General features: G+C 41.0%; 27 protein-coding genes and 1 pseudogene. 14 read left to right on the top strand and 14 right to left on the bottom strand.

The annotated features are described in order from the left end of the window. The first annotated feature begins 142 nt into the window (after positions 1 to 142). From CQ839_RS16025 to CQ839_RS16020, 3 genes are all read left to right on the top strand, one after another. On the top strand, positions 143 to 688 hold the full coding sequence (locus tag CQ839_RS16025) for a DUF4209 domain-containing protein (protein WP_103669289.1): 546 nt from the start codon (positions 143 to 145) through the stop codon (positions 686 to 688). A 172-nt stretch (positions 689 to 860) separates the two neighbouring features. Beyond that, positions 861 to 1034, top strand: a complete 174-nt coding sequence (locus CQ839_RS25180) for a hypothetical protein (protein ID WP_181016219.1) — start codon at positions 861 to 863, stop codon at positions 1032 to 1034. After that, positions 1018 to 1602, top strand: coding sequence for a GNAT family N-acetyltransferase (locus CQ839_RS16020; protein WP_103669288.1), 585 nt, complete (start codon positions 1018 to 1020; stop codon positions 1600 to 1602). Before CQ839_RS25180 ends, CQ839_RS16020 begins: the two co-directional genes overlap by 17 nt. Here CQ839_RS16020 and CQ839_RS25175 read toward each other — a convergent pair. Continuing rightward, entirely contained in the window at positions 1585 to 1752 is a 168-nt protein-coding gene (locus CQ839_RS25175) for a hypothetical protein (protein ID WP_181016218.1), read from the bottom strand. The genes CQ839_RS16020 and CQ839_RS25175 overlap by 18 nt on opposite strands. Positions 1753 to 1767: 15 nt before the next feature. Here CQ839_RS25175 and CQ839_RS16015 point away from each other — a divergent pair, with 15 nt between their 5' ends. After that, positions 1768 to 2022, top strand: a complete 255-nt coding sequence (locus tag CQ839_RS16015) for a toxin HicA (RefSeq protein WP_103669287.1) — start codon at positions 1768 to 1770, stop codon at positions 2020 to 2022. After that, positions 2015 to 2341, top strand: a complete 327-nt coding sequence (locus CQ839_RS16010; RefSeq protein WP_103669286.1) for a type II toxin-antitoxin system HicB family antitoxin — start codon at positions 2015 to 2017, stop codon at positions 2339 to 2341. The genes CQ839_RS16015 and CQ839_RS16010 overlap by 8 nt, the downstream gene beginning before the upstream one ends. Before the next feature lie 52 nt (positions 2342 to 2393). Here CQ839_RS16010 and CQ839_RS25735 read toward each other — a convergent pair whose 3' ends face one another. Continuing rightward, positions 2394 to 2525, bottom strand: a complete 132-nt coding sequence (locus CQ839_RS25735) for a hypothetical protein (RefSeq protein WP_258040758.1) — start codon at positions 2523 to 2525, stop codon at positions 2394 to 2396. Between the two features lie 41 nt (positions 2526 to 2566). On the opposite strand from CQ839_RS25735, the gene CQ839_RS16005 reads away from it, so the two are divergent. Together CQ839_RS16005 and CQ839_RS26055 are read left to right on the top strand one after the other, a co-directional pair. Beyond that, positions 2567 to 2785, top strand: a complete 219-nt coding sequence (locus CQ839_RS16005) for a DUF433 domain-containing protein (protein WP_103669285.1) — start codon at positions 2567 to 2569, stop codon at positions 2783 to 2785. A 1-nt stretch (position 2786) separates the two neighbouring features. Next, a pseudogene (locus tag CQ839_RS26055) lies at positions 2787 to 3101 on the top strand (DUF5615 family PIN-like protein); the annotation flags it as partial. A gap of 55 nt (positions 3102 to 3156) precedes the next feature. Here CQ839_RS26055 and CQ839_RS26050 read toward each other — a convergent pair. The 6 genes from CQ839_RS26050 to CQ839_RS15970 form a co-directional block, all read right to left on the bottom strand. Next, complete coding sequence (locus CQ839_RS26050; RefSeq protein ID WP_103669284.1) at positions 3157 to 3423, bottom strand: type II toxin-antitoxin system RelE/ParE family toxin; 267 nt, start codon at positions 3421 to 3423, stop codon at positions 3157 to 3159. Further along, positions 3420 to 3629 carry a hypothetical protein gene (locus CQ839_RS15990; RefSeq protein ID WP_181016217.1) on the bottom strand — a complete coding sequence of 70 codons (210 nt, stop codon included), beginning with the start codon at positions 3627 to 3629 and terminating at the stop codon, positions 3420 to 3422. The genes CQ839_RS26050 and CQ839_RS15990 overlap by 4 nt, the downstream gene beginning before the upstream one ends. Before the next feature lie 157 nt (positions 3630 to 3786). Beyond that, positions 3787 to 3981, bottom strand: coding sequence for a DUF2283 domain-containing protein (locus CQ839_RS15985; protein WP_103669283.1), 195 nt, complete (start codon positions 3979 to 3981; stop codon positions 3787 to 3789). Continuing rightward, a complete protein-coding gene (locus CQ839_RS15980) occupies positions 3968 to 4228 on the bottom strand; it encodes a DUF4258 domain-containing protein (RefSeq protein WP_103669282.1) in 261 nt (86 codons plus the stop codon). The genes CQ839_RS15985 and CQ839_RS15980 overlap by 14 nt, the downstream gene beginning before the upstream one ends. Before the next feature lie 124 nt (positions 4229 to 4352). Further along, the gene (locus CQ839_RS15975) at positions 4353 to 4649 is read right to left on the bottom strand and encodes a type II toxin-antitoxin system RelE/ParE family toxin (protein ID WP_103669281.1); all 297 of its coding nucleotides are present in this window, start codon (positions 4647 to 4649) and stop codon (positions 4353 to 4355) included. A 2-nt stretch (positions 4650 to 4651) separates the two neighbouring features. After that, positions 4652 to 4906: a type II toxin-antitoxin system ParD family antitoxin gene (locus CQ839_RS15970; RefSeq protein ID WP_103669280.1), complete on the bottom strand. Its 255-nt coding sequence runs from the start codon at positions 4904 to 4906 to the stop codon at positions 4652 to 4654. 180 nt (positions 4907 to 5086) lie between these two features. Here CQ839_RS15970 and CQ839_RS15965 point away from each other — a divergent pair, with 180 nt between their 5' ends. After that, on the top strand, positions 5087 to 5707 hold the full coding sequence (locus CQ839_RS15965; protein WP_103669279.1) for a type I restriction endonuclease: 621 nt from the start codon (positions 5087 to 5089) through the stop codon (positions 5705 to 5707). A gap of 101 nt (positions 5708 to 5808) precedes the next feature. Beyond that, positions 5809 to 7032, top strand: a complete 1224-nt coding sequence (locus CQ839_RS15960; protein ID WP_103669278.1) for an MFS transporter — start codon at positions 5809 to 5811, stop codon at positions 7030 to 7032. Between the two features lie 103 nt (positions 7033 to 7135). Here CQ839_RS15960 and CQ839_RS15955 read toward each other — a convergent pair whose 3' ends face one another. Then, complete coding sequence (locus tag CQ839_RS15955) at positions 7136 to 8095, bottom strand: asparaginase (protein ID WP_103669277.1); 960 nt, start codon at positions 8093 to 8095, stop codon at positions 7136 to 7138. Between the two features lie 429 nt (positions 8096 to 8524). Between CQ839_RS15955 and CQ839_RS15950 the strand changes: the two genes are divergently transcribed. From CQ839_RS15950 to hemG, 5 genes are all read left to right on the top strand, one after another. Further along, positions 8525 to 9358 (top strand): ABC transporter ATP-binding protein, encoded by an 834-nt coding sequence (locus tag CQ839_RS15950; protein ID WP_103669276.1) that lies wholly within the window; start codon positions 8525 to 8527, stop codon positions 9356 to 9358. Positions 9359 to 9363: 5 nt separating this feature from the next. Then, positions 9364 to 10692, top strand: a complete 1329-nt coding sequence (locus CQ839_RS15945) for an MlaD family protein (protein WP_103669275.1) — start codon at positions 9364 to 9366, stop codon at positions 10690 to 10692. Further along, on the top strand, positions 10689 to 11123 hold the full coding sequence (locus tag CQ839_RS15940) for an NfeD family protein (RefSeq protein WP_103669274.1): 435 nt from the start codon (positions 10689 to 10691) through the stop codon (positions 11121 to 11123). The genes CQ839_RS15945 and CQ839_RS15940 overlap by 4 nt, the downstream gene beginning before the upstream one ends. 551 nt (positions 11124 to 11674) lie before the next feature. Next, the gene (locus tag CQ839_RS15930) at positions 11675 to 11911 is read left to right on the top strand and encodes a DUF2811 domain-containing protein (RefSeq protein ID WP_103669272.1); all 237 of its coding nucleotides are present in this window, start codon (positions 11675 to 11677) and stop codon (positions 11909 to 11911) included. Positions 11912 to 12057: 146 nt separating this feature from the next. Further along, positions 12058 to 13494: a protoporphyrinogen oxidase gene (gene hemG / locus CQ839_RS15925; RefSeq protein WP_103669271.1), complete on the top strand. Its 1437-nt coding sequence runs from the start codon at positions 12058 to 12060 to the stop codon at positions 13492 to 13494. Positions 13495 to 13821: 327 nt separating this feature from the next. On the opposite strand, the gene CQ839_RS15920 is transcribed toward hemG, so the two are convergent. The 5 genes from CQ839_RS15920 to CQ839_RS15900 all read right to left on the bottom strand — a co-directional run bounded on the left by CQ839_RS15920 (position 13822) and on the right by CQ839_RS15900 (position 18536). Then, the gene (locus CQ839_RS15920; protein ID WP_103669270.1) at positions 13822 to 14247 is read right to left on the bottom strand and encodes an STAS domain-containing protein; all 426 of its coding nucleotides are present in this window, start codon (positions 14245 to 14247) and stop codon (positions 13822 to 13824) included. Between the two features lie 473 nt (positions 14248 to 14720). Continuing rightward, positions 14721 to 16058 (bottom strand): 30S ribosomal protein S12 methylthiotransferase RimO, encoded by a 1338-nt coding sequence (gene rimO, locus CQ839_RS15915; protein ID WP_103669299.1) that lies wholly within the window; start codon positions 16056 to 16058, stop codon positions 14721 to 14723. A gap of 82 nt (positions 16059 to 16140) precedes the next feature. Further along, positions 16141 to 17625: a phospholipase D-like domain-containing protein gene (locus CQ839_RS15910; RefSeq protein WP_103669269.1), complete on the bottom strand. Its 1485-nt coding sequence runs from the start codon at positions 17623 to 17625 to the stop codon at positions 16141 to 16143. 88 nt (positions 17626 to 17713) lie between these two features. Beyond that, the gene (locus CQ839_RS15905) at positions 17714 to 17902 is read right to left on the bottom strand and encodes a hypothetical protein (protein ID WP_103669268.1); all 189 of its coding nucleotides are present in this window, start codon (positions 17900 to 17902) and stop codon (positions 17714 to 17716) included. Between the two features lie 286 nt (positions 17903 to 18188). Continuing rightward, the gene (locus tag CQ839_RS15900; RefSeq protein ID WP_103669267.1) at positions 18189 to 18536 is read right to left on the bottom strand and encodes a YkgJ family cysteine cluster protein; all 348 of its coding nucleotides are present in this window, start codon (positions 18534 to 18536) and stop codon (positions 18189 to 18191) included. Between the last annotated feature and the right edge of the window lie 36 nt (positions 18537 to 18572).

Genomic DNA, 18572 nt, shown 5'->3' with positions numbered 1-18572 from the left:
CATTTTTGATGAATATCTTCCTAAATGGAATTATAGAGCCATTCCTCAAAATAACTGAAATGCATAAGTTATTTATTTTTCATTCCTTACTGCTTCATCTACTATTGTGTCATACGATCATAGAGGAATACCTATAGCAAAAATGACTGATCCTAGTGATTTTGATGTAAGCCAGCTATGTAAAAGCATGGGTGAAAACTCATGGATTTTGCATCATTTATTTGTTAGGTTGACAGAAAAATATAATGCTAAATCCGAGGATTACTTAGCATTTTTTTATCGCTCTCATCTTTTTGACAAATCTAAGCAGAGTATTATTGAAAAAGGTATTTTAGCTTTTTTTACAGAAGACTATATTACAGCAATTCATTTATTTGTTCCTCAAATTGAAGCCGCTATTCGTACATTAGTAGAGTTAAAGGGTGGACTTCTTGTAGTGGAAAATAACTATGATGGGTTTAAATTTAAAACTTTAGATGCTCTACTTCGTGATGATATAGTCAAGGAATATTTTGGTGAGGATATAGCTTTTTATCTGAGGATTTTACTATCCGATCAGCGCGGTTGGAATATAAGAAATAAAGTATGTCATGGTATAAGTCCAATTGAAGAATTTAATGATTCGAGAGCTGACAGGATAATGCACGTAATGCTATGTTTGGCGATAGTAAAAGAGCGCAATGCATAACATCAAGATCGCGTTGTTTTGGGGTGAGTGGTTGGGCGATCGTGTTTTTTGTGGATGGTTGGGCGATCGTGTTTTGTGAGGGATTGGGCGATCGTGTTTTTTGTGGATGGTTGGGCGATCGTGTTATTGCTTAATTATGCTAAAGTTAGAATAAGCAACGGTTAGAGAAGACATGAAATACCCTTTTTACACCCTATCTAAACCAGTAGTAGGTAGCGAAGCGAAAAAACTAGCCCTAGCAATTAAAACTGGTGGCAGCATATCTAACGAAGCAGCGATCGCTACAGCAAAACGAATTGCCGAACGTCGCAAGAATCGCAAAATAACCCATGCCGCCAACACCTAAGTTTTCTGGCATAGACTTTTCTGAAGCTGAAGTAGAACAGATAAATGCTGACTTAAGATCATTAGGTCAAGGTTTTCGGTGCGTTCGAGGAGAATTTGTCACTTACTGGAAACAGGGACGGATTCAAAGAGAAGTTGATGCACAATTGAGTCAATGTTGGATCATTCGTCATAACGAATCGTTAGCAGGTTATATAACACTCCTAGCTGACAAGTTAGAAGCAGATGAGCAACTACTTGCCGAAGAAGGAGTCCAGTACCGTACATTTCCCGCCGTAAAAATAGGCTTATTAGCTGCCGATCAAAGAGCAAAGGGAGCAGGTCGCCGATTAGTCGAGTGGGCTTTGGAATATGTAGCTACAGAATTAGTCATTACATTAGGCATAAGATTCATGACCGTTGATGCGCTCTATGACACTGATCCAGAAACACCATATGATGCGTCTGGATTTTACGAGCAATTTGGATTTCGATTTGTAAACTCAGAGGAAGAGCTACCTCCTTCTGTTCCATATCGCACTATGTACTTCGATCTCAAATCTTTAATTGATCTAATCAACGAATCTTGAAGATCGCTTTTTTTGTGAGGTGGATGATTGGGCGATCGTGTTTTGTGAGGGATTAGGCGATCGCGTTTTTTGTGAGGGATTAAGCGATCGTGTTTTTTGAGGGATTGGGCGATCGCTTGACATAGTATTAATATTGATACTAATATTCACTATAAACCTAACCTTATGGCACAAGTAGAAAAAATAGTTGCTCAGCTAAAAAGGAATTCTCAAAATGTTAACTTCACTGATTTAGTAAAAGTTTGCAATCATTACTTTGGAGAGCCTCGACAGCAAGGGACGAGTCATTGTGTCTACAAAACCCCTTGGCAAGGCGACCCTCGCGTTAACATTCAAGAAAAGAATGGCAAGGCAAAAGTTTATCAAGTTAAACAAGTATTAGCAGCGATCGAAAAAATTGAGGGAGTGAAAGATGATTAACCATGAACACTACAGCTATAAAATTACTTGGTCAGTTGAAGATCAAGAATTTGCAGGATTATGTGCAGAGTTTCCTAGTTTGTCTTATCTTGATGAAAATCGTTCGGATGCTCTCGAAGGTATTACAAATCTGGTCAAAGATGTAGTAACAGATATGGAAGCAAATGGAGAAAAGATTCCAGAACCAATAGCCGAAAAGGTCTATAGCGGTAAACTTCAAGTTCGTATTCCTCCATCTCTTCATCGCAGATTAGCAATGGAAGCCGCAGAAGAAAACGTTAGCTTAAATCGTTATATGAGTCAAAAACTCGCAGGTTGATATTTGTTACTTTTTTGTGAGTGATTGAGCGATCGCGTTTTTGAGTGGATGATTAGGCGATCGCGTTTTTGGTGAGTGGGTAGGCGATCGTGTTTTGAGTGAGAGGTTGGGCGATCGTGTTTTTGGTGAGTGGGTAGGCGATCGCGCTTTGGGTGAGATAGGTGATTGGGAGATCACCTATCAATATTTGCTAAAATATTAAACGCAGCTAAATATCATAAATTTATGTTTAGAGATTCAAAGTTTATCAGCAGATCTCTCGATGTTATGGGTGGTACGACTGTATTCTCAAATACAAGAGTTCCAGTACAAACACTTTTGGATTATCTCAAAGCAGGAGAGTCCATTGATGATTTTTTGGATGGTTTTCCAACTGTGACTAAAGAACAAGTTATTTACTTTTTGGAAGAGTTAGGAAGAACATTTTTCAGTACGGCGGCATAATATGAGGATTCTTTTGGATGAATGTATTGATCGCCGATTCACTAGAGAAATTGTTGGCTATGTAGTAAAAACAGTTCCGCAAATGGGCTGGGCAGGAGTCAAAAATGGTAAGCTTCTAGCTCTCGCCGTAGAAGAGTTTGATGTCTTTGTAACAGTTGATCGAAATTTATCTTTTCAGCAAAATATACCTCAATTCGATATCGCGGTAGTGGTCTTACAAGCACCATCAAATAGTTTAGCGGCTCTAAAGCCTTTAGCATCAAATCTTTTAGCTGCTCTAGGTTCAGCAATTAAAGGTCAAGTTACTGTTGTTAACAGGATAATGTGGTTGGGCGATCGCGTTTTTTGGATGGATGCTTGGGCGATCGCCTTTAAGGAAAAAACTTGTAAATATCCTTACGGTGCAAAAATCTTACAAAAATTACTTCATTCCCCAAAACTTCTATCCCTACCCTGTAATCACCTAAACGAATGCGATAAAAACTATCATATCCCTGCATCTTTTTTAGATTATTGATTTCCCCCACAGATTCAACTTGCTTACAGGTCAAAATTATCTGCTTCAACCTTGTCAAAAGATTACGATCCTTGACTAACTTCAAGTCCTTTTCAAACCTAGACTCAAACCTAACATTCATGCAACATCACCATCTAGAAGCGCAAAGATATTCTCTTCAGGAACAAACTCATTTTTTCTACCCTCAGCGATTGCATTCCCCAAACCGACCTCTTCTAATGCATCTTGGAATATTTCCGTAAAAAGCTCTTTTCTAGTCTTAATCAAATCAATTAAGATTTCAGTAAGCAGTTCTCTTGTCTTCTCATCGTTAAGGAGTATTTGCATATTCAAACTCTCATTCATAATCCAAGTTTATATAATTCTAACTCAATAACATCAAACAGCTTGTGGCGATCGCATTTTGGGCGAGGCGATGATTGGGCGATCGCGTTTTTTTTGTGAGTAATTGGGCGATCGCGTCAATTGATTCCTGAAAAAATCATCAAGCAGCTAACATCGCAGCAACAGATTCCTTAGACATAAAGCGGCGAAAATCTAGGATCTCAACTACAACCAGCTTGTCGTCTGGTGAATAATGCAGAATTACTTGACCATCCTCTTCAGCATAGGCGATCGCATCATTAGAGATTTCAATCAAGAGCGCATCAACATCTTTGCTATAGCTAATCTTTTTCATGTCTAGATCTCCTACCTGGATAAAGGGTGATGATTAAAATGAATGAGCCAAAATCTCGATAAACAACTCGAAGCACTAAACTTTCATCTAAACGTTTTTGGGCTATCAGTTTGTCTTCTTCTCCAGTTTCTAATTTATCTGGCGATCGCACCGTCTCAAAAACAAAATTGAGATCGATGATTACGCTACGACTGGCTAAAACATCTATTTTTAATTGAGAGTGTTCGCTAAATCGAATTTCTTTCATAAATTATTGATAACATAATCCAATTTTAGCCTTTCAATACGCGATCTTCAAAATTGACTGGCTAACTCATAGACTGGTTGGGCGATCGAGTTATTTGATGGATGATTGGGGCGATCGCCATACATTAGTTCTGTTTAAATACTTCCTCAATATCCCTTGAACCATGAAGCAACCGAATCACATCAATACCGTCCTCAATCTGCCGATAAAACACTACATAATTACCAATAGGAAAGCTCCGTAAATCTGGCAATAACTCAGGTCTTTCCCGCCCCAAGCCCGAATTCTGAGCCAAAGTCAACAACTTACTTTCTATTCGGTCTAAAAAATCATCCGCTCTATCTGGACTATCATCCGCAATATAATCCCAAATATCCAGCAAATCCAACTCAGCAAGCGGACGCTTCAGAATGATTGCCATTATTACACCTGCTTCTGTTGCTTGCGCTGCCGTGCTTTTGCTTTCACTGCCTGTATATCAAGGGGCGTAGCATCACCACTATCTAAACCCGCCTGAATATCTTGACGTAACTCCTGCAAACGCAACTGCTGAAGTTGATCTCGTTCCTGTAACAATCTCAACCCCTCACGCACAACCTCACTAGCAGAATAGTACAAGCCAGTACTAACCTTTCCCTGTATAAAGCTCTCTAGTTCAGGCGTTAGAGACACATTCATAAACCTAGCCCTCTAATAATCTTGACTTTAATATTCTCGCCGCAATAACAGTAAATAGCAATAACTGTTATCAAATTTATTAGTGTTATTTGTTACTGGTTAGCGAGTGAGGAGGCGATCGCGTTGGTGATTTTGTTTTTGCACTAATATTAAGATTATTACTTCTACCTACAATTCATCATGGCTCAGGCGATCGCCGCAAAAGATGTAACGCTAAGGGAATTAAAGCAAAACTTTGGGATTCAGCTATCTCAAGATTCTGCTTTTTTTACTGAATGGTTGGATAGGTTTACAACTTTAAGTGAAGAGGATAAGCGTTTATTAGATCGGGTGAAAGCTAATTTTCTAGAATTGATGGAAGATCCACCAATTCTAGAAAATACAGTGAAGATGGTAGTGCTTGCACCATTGTTAGATCTCGCTGGCTTTTATCACAAGCCATTTCGGATCGAGACAGAAACTGCTATTGCCTTAGAGATGAAAGATGAAGAAGCAATAATTCGGGGTCGGATCGAAGTATTAGTGATCAAAAATCAGCTTTGGTTATTAGTCATTGAATCAAAACGAAGTGATTTTGCAGTAACAAGAGCGATTCCACAAGCTTTAGCTTATATGTTGAGTAATTCGGAAATCGTACAACCAACATTTGGCATGATTACCAATGGAAATGAATTTTTGTTTTTGAAGAATTCACAAAATGAGTACGCTAATTCACGGCTATTTTCTTTGGTAAACCCTAATAATGAGCTTTATGAAGTGTTACAAATACTAAAACAGCTAGGCTCAAAAATATGTACGTAAGCTTTGCGATCACATGTTTTTTTGGTTCAGTTGCTCGAAAACTGTTGTAAATGTGATAGAGCTGTAGTATAGACAAGGACTATATGCGATCGCCAAAGCGAATGAATCGTAAATTTTGGATTATTGCCCTCATTTCTTTTATTAACTCCCTGAGTTTTACGATTCTGATTCCTGTTTTGTACCAATATGGCAGACAGTTCAAATTAGATGATTTTCAGACTAGTTTGCTATTTGCGATTTACGCGATCGCCCAATTTTTTGCCACTCCAATCATCGGGAAACTCTCCGATCGCTTTGGACGAAAGCCATTATTGATTATTAGTTTAGCAGGGACAGTAATTGCAAACCTGATGGCAGGGACAGCAGCGAGTGCCTCAGTCTTGTTTTTTGCCAGATTTCTTGATGGCATAACAGGTGGTAATGCCTCGGTTGCCCAAGCCGTAATTTCTGATGTTACAACTCCTGAAAACCGCGCTAAAGCTTTTGGTATTAATGGAGCTGCCTTTGGTTTAGGTTTTATTCTTGGGCCGGCAATCAGTTTACTTGCCCAGAAGGTTGCATTGAATACGCCTCTAGGTAAATCCTTTGGGGCATCTTTTTTGGTGTCGGGAACAATTGCTGCGATCGCTTTACTACTTACAATATTCCTTCTGCCAGAAACTCTCAAAACTAAGGCAAAAAAAGCACAAAATATTTTCGATATTGGCTTAGACAAACTGATCACAGGCTTGTTTATTCCCAAAATCGGTATCTTATTGGTCATTAATTTTCTAACGGGCATGACATTTACGCTGTTTACCTTTGCGTTTCAGCCCTACTTTCTAATAGTTCTCAAACAGAATAGTGACGCTCTCGCTCTGATGTTTTTTCTGTTTGGGGTGCTAGGAGTAATTATGCAGACTTTAGGCATTTCTCAAATGACAAAACATCTGCAACTAGTTCAGATTCTCTTTTTAGGATTATTCATCCGTAGTCTTTCCTTCGTTTTGATGCCAATTTGGGAAGATGTATATTACTTTGTCGCCGTTTGCGTTCTCTTCTCATTACTAAACTCAGTCGTACAGCCGATGATTAGTGCGTTGATTTCCCTCAATACTAGCCCCGAAGAACAGGGCACAATTTTAGGAATAAACTCCTCATATCTGAGCATATCCAATGCCTTTGGTCCCATAATTGCAGGATTAGTTGTTAACCAAAACAATCCTTCTTCCTATGGTTATCCACTCTATTTAGCAGGAATTTGCACTTTTCTAGTCCTAATTTTTGCAATTATAAAACGTAAAAGCTATGCTGTTAGGAAAGTCAGCGATACTAGTTATAACTGATGTTACGTGGAACTCAGCTGTCTCCCTTACCAGACTCAGATTTCCGCCATCGTAGGAACTCCATCCACGTAACATTAGTTATAAATCATCCATCAAAGGTTTCTTATGCTATCGACAACTCGCCAACAGCTTCTAGACGGCTATATTTGCCAACTGCAAGAAATGATTCTTCTAGACTTTGTGCAACTGTAGGATTAATCCATCCTAATTGTTTTAACAAATGGATAGAAACCGCAGTTTTTGCCATTTTAGATCCATCCATCACTTTGATCGCTAGCCCCAATCCTTCACCAATCCGTCCGATACATTGCACACCTTCCGCACCAGATTTGCTGATGATTTCGCCATTGCTGAGGCGCATTAGCTCCGTGTCAAATTGACCATTTCCAGACACCATATCAGGATGTCTAGTCATTGCTCGGGTAATGCGCTCTAGATGTAATTGGTCATGAGATGAGAGTAGTGCATAGAGTCGGGCAAGTTGACCAATTTCTAATAGATAAGTGGGAACTCCACAATCATCATGGGCGCAGATAAATTCGGCGGCAGGCATATGTAATAAATCTGCCATTGTATTGAGTGCAAGTTGCTGTACAGGATGATGGCGATCCATATAGGAGGAAATCTGCCATCCTTGCTGCTTACATATGGCAATCATGCCTGCGTGCTTGCCAGAGCAATTATGCTGAAGCGGACTTTTTTGACATTCTGGTACTGGACATTGCAATGCACTTGGCTCCACATCGCATCGCCAAAGAATGCTAAAAACTTGTCTGGCTTGAGAGATCGTGCCTTGGTGGGAACCGCAAATAATGGCGAGATCGGTTTCTGAAAGGTTAAATCGATCCTGTGCGCCAGTAATAGAGACTGGTAAAGCCTGAATTGGCTTGAGGCAAGAACGGGCAAAGGTGGTCGTCTGAGGATCCCCTGCTGCCGAAAGAATTCGACCTCTTGTATCAACTACAGCTGCTTGACAAGAGTGCACCGACTCGACAATGCCTTCGCGTAGCAATTGGACGGTAATTTTGTTAGCGGAGAAACGATTGCGCTTGCCAAGGTTCATAAATTAATGCTTTAGGATCGCCATCATTATCTTACGGTAATTCAAAAACTAAAAACTGGACGCGACGCTTTGCGTCGCGTCCAGTTTTTAGTTTTTATACCAATTCACAAGAGTGTGACAACACTTCTGTGAATTAAAAACCAAACCCTGTAAGGGTTTTAAAAATACAAAATGGCTGCGCCACTTTGTATTTTGGTATTACTAAAGATTGTTGTTGAGAGTGTTGCTTTGTAACACTCTCAACAACAATCTTCGAGTTGGGTTACTCGTAATTGCTCGTAATTGTTTTTTAGCAGCGCACTTTGTGTCACCCTTTATCTTTGGGTTTTATAATGCAAATTGCTTGTTTATAGTTATTTTTTAGGAAAAGTTTCTGAAAAAATGTTAGTTTTTTGTAGAGCGATTTTTTTCAATCTGAAATAAATGTCGATGGAGCCAGTCCGATCTCTGATCAAAAATAGTAGCAATGTGGTTACGCCTTTGCTAGAACTGCGTGATATTCACAAAAGTTTTGGCTCTAACGCTGTGCTAAATGGTGTTGATCTAACTTTGCATTCAGGGGAAGCGATCGCCATCATTGGGCCCTCTGGTACAGGTAAATCGACAATCTTAAGGATTATTTGCGGTCTCCTTGCCCCTGAGCAAGGTGAACTCTACATCAATGGCAACCTTGCTTCCTCTGAAGATGATATCCAAGAAGGAGGCTATGGGGTAAGCATCGGTATGGTGTTTCAAAATGCGGCGCTATTTGATTCGCTTACGGTTGCTGAGAATGTGGGTTTTTCACTATTTGAGCATTCTCGTTTGTCACGCCGTGAAATTTATCGACTGGTCGAACATAAACTTGGACTTGTGGGTTTAGAAAATATCTGCGATCGCTATCCTAGCCAACTATCAGGCGGGATGAGGAAACGGGTTAGTTTTGCCCGCGCAATCATGGACGACCCCACTACGAAAACGCAAACAAAAAAAGTGCTGCTTTATGATGAACCCACCGCAGGACTTGATCCTGTGGCTTCGACGATTATCGAAGACTTGATGCGATCGCTCCGAGAGCAACAGGTATGTGATAGTTATATTGTCGTCACTCATCAAGACAGCACGATCCGTCGTACAGCCGATCGCTTGATCGTTCTTTACCGTGGATCGGTGCGCTATGCAGGAAACGTGAGTACAATTGATACTGTTGACAATCCGTATGTCAGACAATTTTTTAGTGGCAGTACTGAAGGTCCAATTCAACTTTTGACTAGGGAGGTATAAGACTCGTGCAGCGAAAAACATTACGCGACGGTGCGCTTGGCTTATTTATCATCGGTGGAGTAGTTGCCTTTGGGGGCGCATTGTTATGGTTGCGCGGGTTGCAACTAAGTAGCTCAAAGTTTACATTTACGATCAAAATAGCCGATGCAAGTGGGCTAAATAGTGGCTCAGTTGTAAGATTTCGCGGTGTGGAAGTAGGTCGCGTCACAGCTTTGATAGCCCAAACAGAGGGCGTTGATGTCCAAGTAAGTATCGAAAACTCAAAATTAATTATTCCGAAGAATTCGATCGCCGAAACCAATCAAAGTGGTTTTCTAGGGAACACCAATATTGATATTTTCCCTCCTCAAGATAAATTAGCGATTGATCCCAAGATGAATCCGATCGCTAAAGATTGCAATGCTGATCTGATTATTTGTCAAGGTGGCGAAATTGAAGGAATTCGCGGTGTGAGCTTCATTGCATTGCTTAAGGATTCGAGTGCGACCTTACGCAAAATCAATGATCAAAATTTAGTTGACAACCTCAATGAAACTTTAATAGCTGCCAAAGCAACTGCGAAAAGCATCCAAAAATTGACGGATTCAGCGAGTCGCGTGGTAGGTACATTTGAAGGTCAAATTGTTAAATTTGGCAATACAGCAGACGCGATTAGTGGTGCTGCAACTAAGGTTGGCAATGTCGCAAATAGTGCCCAAGACTTGATCGAGGTCAATCGCGAAAAGTTAGCGCAAACCCTTGATGGTATTGCTGCTACTTCCAATGAAGCGCGATCGCTGTTAGCTAGTGTCAAGCCTCTATTAAATGATGGCAAGATAATCGCCAATTTGCAGCAACTAGCTGAAAATGCCGCCGAGACATCTGCAAATCTTCGTAAAGTATCGGGCGAGTTAAACAATCCTGCCACTATCGCCTCATTGCGTGAAACCCTTGATTCCGCACGCGCAACTTTTGCCAATACCAAGAAGATTACCGCCGATCTTGATGAAATAACAGGAGATCCAAAGATTCGCAGCAATATTCGTAATTTGATCAATGGTTTAGGTGGTCTACTGTCCAATGCTCCGAATCTGGACTCAATTGTACCAACAGCGACTAATGCAAGTCCTAGCGAACCTGCCACAAGCGATCGCCCTAAATCACCATCAACTGTAGAAGTTGCTCGCAATAAAGTGATTAAATCCACCACAGAGGATGATCGCTTTAAACGAGAAAAATCCCTTGACTCTCAAAAAGTAAAAATCAATAGTCCCAAACCTAGCAGCACAATTGTCAAATCAGAAGTAGTCCCTGCGGCAGCTATTCCCAATTCTGATAAATCAAGCAATCCATGAACTTACTACCTAGTCAAGTTTGGCTTTTGCTCGGTATCGCTCTTTGCGTTGTTGAGCTACTAGTTCCATTGCCAACTTTTCTGATTGCAGGAGCAATGGGAGTGGCTGCGCTGTTAGTAGCCGCGATCGCATTGGTTTTTCCTATACCTGCTTTACAAATCTTGGCGTGGATGTTGATTTCTGCAATGTTAGCTGTGTTTTCTAGGCGATTTATTCCTAAGGATTCACATCAACTTAAAGAAGCGAGTGAAGGGGTGACGCTTACAGAAATACCCGCAGGAGAAACTGGACGAGTCAAGTATGAGGGTGGTTCATGGAAAGCAAGATGTGATAATCCGCAAATTGCGATCGCTGCTCAGCAAAAAGTAATCGTTCTCAGGAGACAAGGTACAACATTGATAGTTGTTCCTGAAAATTGGTTGAGCCATTAACAGCAATTCTCATTTTAAAAACTGTTTTTTTGAAAGCCAGTTTTGGGCTTTCCTGCGTCTGCGGCTTTCAAAAAACCAAAACTGGTTTCATAATTAGAATTGCTGAGTCATTAACGGCAAAAAACGTAAAATGTCGTTTTTTGCTTGTGTAGCGATCACCATAAATATTAAGAAAAAAATTTTTTTCAACTTAAACACCAAAAAGTTTTCCACAGGCTTTTCCACAGATATTGTGTCTTTTTCCACAGATAACCATTGGTTTTCCACAGGTGCTTTTATAGATAAAGATACTTTTGCCTTACTGGTTAAGGATTCGTTAATAGAATGAGCGCCTCACTTGGGAAAACTTTTTAGGGGCTCTTATTGTAAACATATGTAAATTAAAATATCCTAAAACACCGATTCCACCAAACTACTTTCAGGCTTTTGTCATTACAACTTGATATTTCGTTACGTTGACAAGAGCCAAAGTAACGAGCACAATTAAAGCCCGACCGCTGAAAATGGTTGCGTCTTTTCTATCAAACTTGTTTAAAAGTTGAGGTTTCAGCATGAGTACGACCGTCAGTATATTGGCAGAGATTCCTGAAGAACTACACGAAACCCTCAAAAGTTACCTAGAATCACATCCTGACTGGGATCAAGATCGCGTATTTGCTGCCGCTTTATCTTTATTCCTGTTGCAAAATGGTGGTAACGATCGCCACGGCTCATCCCATAATGCATCCAATAGTTATCGCAGTACTGCCAAAGTTTATCTAAACGCTTTATTTCAGCACTCAGTGTAAAAGCTACTTGATAAGCGATTGTTTTTTTAGAACCTGCGGCACTGAAAAAACAATCGCTTTCATAGACTTTTAAAGCCTGTACTAAGCTATAGGAGCTTAGTTGTACTAGACTAAAAATTGCTCAATTGCCCTAAGTCCTTTTAGCTATGACCATCACGCCACCCTCTGAGAACAATCAACCCATAGATGTCCTTGTCGTTGGGGCAGGAATCTCAGGATTAACGATCGCCCATGAACTAGCGATCTCTAAAAAATATAGCGTCTTGGTAGCAGAAGCACAGGATCGTGTGGGTGGAGCCATAACCAGTGCCAAAAATGACGAAGGTTATCAATGGGAAGAGGGCCCAAATAGTTTCCAACCCGCTCCTGAACTATTGCGTCTAGCGGTACAGGTAGGACTCAAGGATGAATTGGTGCTAGCTGATGGCAAATTACCCCGTTTCGTTTTTCTAAATGGGAAGTTAAACGCCTTACCGATGACTCCAGCGAGTGCGATCGCATCTAAAATATTGACTTGGGGCGGCAAGATTCGTCTAGCTCTAGGTGCAATCGGCTTTGCGCGTCCAGCCATGGCTGGAGAAGAATCCGTTGATCAATTCTTTTCACGTTTGCTAGGCAGACAAGCAGTTGAAAGATTAGTTGCACCGTTTATCTCAGGTGTATACGCAGGCGATCCCAAGCGACTCAGTGCCAAGGCTGCCTTTTCTAAGATTGCTCGTCTAGAAACCTATGGTGGGTTAATCGCAGGCGCAATATTATCTAGCAAACAACGGAAAGCCGAAAAGATTAATGATCCGAATATTCCCAAAACTAAAGCTGGTGAACTAGGTTCATTTCGTCAAGGTATAAAAATGCTGCCTGAAGCGATCGCTACCAAGTTAAGAGAGCAAGGTTCAGCCATCAAACAACAATGGACTTTGCGATCGCTGGAAAAACAAGGCGAAGTCTATATTTCTAAGTTCGATACACCCACGGGTGAAGAAACTGTGACATCGCGATCGATTGTTCTCGCTACCCCAGCCTATGTCACGGCAAAATTACTGCAAGATTACTTGCCAGCCGCCAGTCAAGCCTTGAATGAGATTTTCTATCCGACCGTTGCTTGTGTGGTACTTGCTTATCCTAAGAGCGAATTTGCCTATGATATGAAGGGCTTTGGCAATCTGATTCCCCGCACTCAAGGAGTAAGAACTTTAGGCACTATCTGGTCATCGAGCCTATTTACTGGACGTGCTCCAGAAGGTTGGCAACTATTACTAAACTTTATTGGCGGCACGCTTGATCCCGCTCTAGCCAAACTTTCGGAACCAGAAATCATTGCCGCTGTGCATCAAGATTTAAAGAAAACAATTCTTCGACCTGACACGAAAGCCGAACCAAAAGCGATCGCAGTTCATGTATGGGATAAAGCGATCCCCCAATACGAAATCGGACATTTAGAAAGGCTTGCCATTGTGGAAGCAGAATTACAGAAATCTCAAGGACTTTATGTCAGTGCCAATTTTATCGGAGGTGTGGCTCTAGGTGACTGCATCAAGCGTAGTTTGCAAGAAGCCAATAAAATTGATGCATATCTAAAGTAACGTCAGCTCGAAGAAAGCGCAAAATATGAATAATCGCAGAGTGATTCTTGCGGTTTTGCACCATACATCTATGCCGTGCTTCGCACGGCGTATATGTATGGTGCTATTGAACTCCCGTTAAAGTAATAGAAGTTATAGTTATAGGACTTACGCAAAACGACTTGAAAGCCTTATTCATTCGTAGGGGCAATTCATGAATTGCCCCTACGAATCTTGGTTGATGCTTAAGTCCTAAGTTATAGCCAAAAAGCACAAGCCTCGCTGAGCGAGGCTTGTGCTTTTTGGTTATAAGAGCGAGAACATTTTATGTGCTTTTTTGAATTGATTCTAAGCCGCTAATAGATATTCAGAACCTTGATTTTGAGTGTCAAAGCGATTTACGAAATTGCTAACACTAGGGAACACCGCAAATAATTGATCGATTCTTGTAATCTCAAATACAAGACGAACAGAAGGTTGTTGAGAGCAAAGTAGAATATTACTTTTGTGGGATTGCATTAGTCTCAAACAGGCTAAGAGCTTTTCCAAACCTTGACTATCAATAAATTCTACATTTTCCATGTCAACAATCAGAACAGGAACTTCTTTATTGTTCATCATTATGTTAGCTGAAACCCAAGACTCAACTTTACCAAGAAATTCAGCTCCTTCGAGGCTGTCGAACTTGCTATTGGTAAGTTTAATTGTAAATGCGAATTCGCTATTTAAACCTTGGTCGAAGGATAGCTGATTAACTTTAGTAATTGTATCCATTGTTCTTCCTTTTAGATTCTTTAAGAGAGTGATAGTTTACGGTCTAGGGCTTAGCAACTGATGTAGCAATGAATCCAGATTGCTTGACAACGCAAACTTGTTTCTTGCTTCTTGAGTTCTATTATTCCCTTTTTCCTATTTTGTGGAACCATTAATAGATATATAAAGGTTAGTAAAAAGAAGTTGAAAAGTTATATAAAAGTTATTTTTCTCGTCTTGATATAAGTTTTCTAAAAATTATGTAGCTACATATACCAAAACGAGTCCTTAGTCCTTAAGCAGCAATTCTCGCTCATGCGATTCTAGAGACTTACTCCTCCTGTTGCAATGGCAGTGCCGACTTCTAGATTTTTACTATTTACAGCAATTTGCTTTCAACCCCGCCACAGCTAAAAATATAAAACCCATTGCGGGGCTTCGCCCTACAACCCTTTTTGTGGAGGATTTTGATCAACAGCTGCTGGAGGTAATTACTAGACTATTTCACCGAATAGATCATAATGATCGGCGGCGGTAATTTTGACGGAAAACATGGAGCCAAGAGTTGCTTTGCCAAGGGGATCGCGAACATAGACCACACCATCAACATCAGGAGCAAATCTTGCCGATCGCCCAATTAGTTCACCTGTATCAGGATTTTCTTGCTCGATCAGCACATCAACGGTTTTACCGATCTCTAACTGGTTATTCTTTAAAGAAATTTCCTGTTGAGCAGCCATGATGCGATCGCGGCGGTCTTGTTTGACTTCTTCGGGTAATTGGTTGGGCAGATCAAAGGCAGGTGTCCCTTCTTCTGCCGAAAACGTAAATACGCCGACATGATCAAATTCATGGCGCTTCACAAATTCTAGTAAATGCTCAAACTGCTCCTCAGTTTCATCGGGAAATCCGACAATAAAGGTAGTACGGGTCACAGCATTTGGCAGTGCGGCTTTGAGTTGCTCCATAATCTTGTCATTGATCCGCCCTTGCCAAGGACGATTCATCGCTCTTAGCACATCAGGATGTGAATGCTGCAAAGGCAAATCCAGATAAGGAACCACGTTAGGTGTGGACTTCATCGCGTTGATTACTTTTGGAGTCAAACCCGTGGGATAGGCATAATGCATCCTGATCCAAGGTACATCTACTTGCCCAAGAGCGGTTAAAAGTTCAGCGAGTCGTGGCTGTCCATAAATATCTAAGCCATAGTTAGTAGTGATTTGCGAAATCAAAATAATTTCTTTTACGCCTTCGGCGGCTAAGCGATCGCATTCAGTCACAATCGACTCAATTGATCGCGATCGCTGATCGCCGCGCAAATGGGGAATGATGCAAAAGGCACAACGATAGTCACAACCTTCAGCAACGCGGACATAGGCGACAGCTTCATTGGTAGTGCGATAGCGAGGTACAGTATCATCAGCGATATAGGTAGGAACTTGAGTAACTTCTTTGACTCGTTCGCCTTTCTCAGCACGTTCAATTACATCGACAATTTTTTGATAGTCGCCAGTACCAACTAGAGCAACGGCTTCAGGAATTTCATCCAGTAGTTCTTGCTGAAAATGTTGCGCCATACAGCCAGCGATGACGATGCGTTTGCCCATATCGGCAAGCTCAACCAATGTCCGCACGGATTCGCGACGAGCATCTTCGATAAAGCTACAGGTATTGACGATCACATAGTCTGCTAATTCTTCGTTGCTATCAACTTGATAACCAGCTTGCACTAACAAGCCCAGCATGTGTTCAGTATCGACGCGGTTCTTTTCACAACCCAAGTGAGAGAAAGCGATGGTGGGTTTGACGGTTTGAACCAGATTGACCATATTTGTATTAACGCAATTTTTGGCGCGCAAAATTTCAGACACTCTAGCTTAACAAAACTTAAGCACCATGCGATCGTAATGATTAAAATTCATAATTTTCGATCATGGGCTTTACAATGCTTTTTACTCGCTCAGCGCAGCTTTTGGAAGTAGCTTTTACTAGTTTTGCAGTGGGGCCTAAGGTCACATCTTGATAAAGACGATCATATTCCCTTTGATAATGTGCTGCTACAGTCTCATTTTGAATGGCAACTAAAACTTCGTCGTTCGTATGATTTGCGGCATTTGTCCAGTTGTGTGAACCTGTAAGAATTAAATTGCGATCGAGAATCGCAAATTTATGATGCAACGTATCTCCAGATACAAGATTGGGAATGCCAACGGTTTTAATGGGTTGTTTCCATGCGCTGCTTTTGCCTGTTTTGCAATCTTGGGTGGACTGAAATCCCCACATATCAAGAGTTGACGAGTAATCACGATAAGCGAATTGAGGTTCTACTAGTGCCCGAATTTGTACATTCGACCGTTGCCGCTCTTCGAGAATTGTGGATATGAATTGATCGGAATAGACAAAGAGAGCCATATCCACAGAGCTTTTAGTTCCTGCGATCGCTGTAGCGATAAGGCCATTACTCGTCTGCTCTCTTGCTGTATCTTCAGAATCTGGAGAAAACTTAAGGCGAATTTGCGCTCCACCAACGATGAGATAATCAATTTTACGGGAAGGTTTTTTCGTGCCAAACAAACTGTCAGGCTTCCCATTTGGTCCATCTCCCCACATAAGGTTAAATTCTTGCTTAAATCTCGCCGCAAGTTCTTTGCTATCTAAACGAACAAGATTATTAGCATTACCTCTAGTCTGAGGCTTTGTAAAGTCACCATGAATATCGCTCATGGTGAAATTTGCTGAACCCAATAAAACGATCTGATCATCAATCACCATAAATTTATGATGCATTAGTCCACTGCCTTTAGAGCCATCAGCAGTATCATCAATCCAAGGAACATTGGTGAGTTTGATCAGCCGTAAACCATCACGACGATCCAATTCATCTTCACTTAAGCGACCGTCGTTATCGATATCGGCAAACTTTTGAAATTCTTTGTAGCGATCGCGATCACGAGCATTCAGTTTCTCAACTTGCTCAGGGGTAAATTCGCTCCAAGCTCGACTATAGTTATTTTCGAGAATTAGTCGGACATTTACACCGCGCAATTTTGCATCGACAATTGCTTTAGCGATATTAGGTAACCGCAATTCCTGTACAGCAATATCAAGACTGACTTTAGAGTTACTGACGTTATCAATCATTACTCTTTCAAGGTTGTCGCCAAGCCGCTCAATTTTACGGTATGGGTCGGTGTATCGAGCGGCTTGATTTTGATTAAAAAATACTTGAATATTCGGATTCTGCGGTAGAACAGGAATGATCCCAGACTCAGACTTGCAAGCATTCACCGCGATCGCAATCAGTGCAGTTATCCCAAAAAGTATCAATGAATAACCTATCCGACGAGATAGCGATTGATATTTATTATGTAGCTGCGAATAGGTCAAATAACCCATACAAGCAAGACTTCAAATTTTTGCAATTCTAGTCTACATCCTTAGGATTAAAATCAAGTCTAAATAATTGGCGAGCATTAGCCAATTATTAGCTTACTTGCCTGACTTTGCCTTGATCGACGGCTTGCATGAGATATTCTAGGGCTTCGTAGTCAGGATCGGTAATGTAGCCTTGCTCAGAAAGCTCATGATTAATCATGTTCTCTAGTTCAGGAGTAAGACGCTTGACTAGAAGAGCACGGTTGACTAGATTTCTGATGACACTCTTGTTACTCATGATTTTTGTACTAGGCGTATATTGATTTCGAGAAGTAATGAAATTAGAGAAGCAATTGTCGTTAAAGTGATGATGAACCGCGATTGAATTGGTGTATCTTCGCTTCTTTAGGACTATCTCTATAACAATAAGTTTCCTCTGAAATCAAAGATATAGATGTGACTTATACCTAGAGATAGATGTGACTCTCATGTGTACATGCAGGTGATCAGGGTCACAAAAAAACTAAGCCCAAAAAAAGCAAAGTACCCTAGTGGGTACTTTGCTTTTTTTGGGGCTTAAGTTTTTATTTAACTGCTTGCTCGAAACGTATGAGTTCTAGCGATCGCTCTCCATAGATCGACTCAATATTTTCTTCGCAACAGGCGATCGCAAACTCATCTAATTCTTCTGGCTCAACGCCAAACATGTCATAGAAAGTCTCAGGTTCCACTCGACAAAAGCGTGGTCTTTGCTCATAGATTGTACATTTGCGGTTGAGGCGATCGAAGTTGATGCACCAACCGTCGCTACCCACCATACTTAAGTATTTTTGAAGTTCGTCGGCGGTGAGGTAATCTGCAAGGTCAGGGCGATCTTTCGGGTCGAGATTACAGCAAGCGCCACAGTTGCTAATGCATTGCCAAGTTGCCATTGTATATTTTTTGCTCTGTTCGTTCATTCAATATAC

The organism is Pseudanabaena sp. BC1403, assembly GCF_002914585.1.
In the GTDB taxonomy this organism is placed as follows: Bacteria; Cyanobacteriota; Cyanobacteriia; order Pseudanabaenales; family Pseudanabaenaceae; genus Pseudanabaena.
This window is presented reverse-complemented; position numbering and strand designations above follow the sequence as displayed.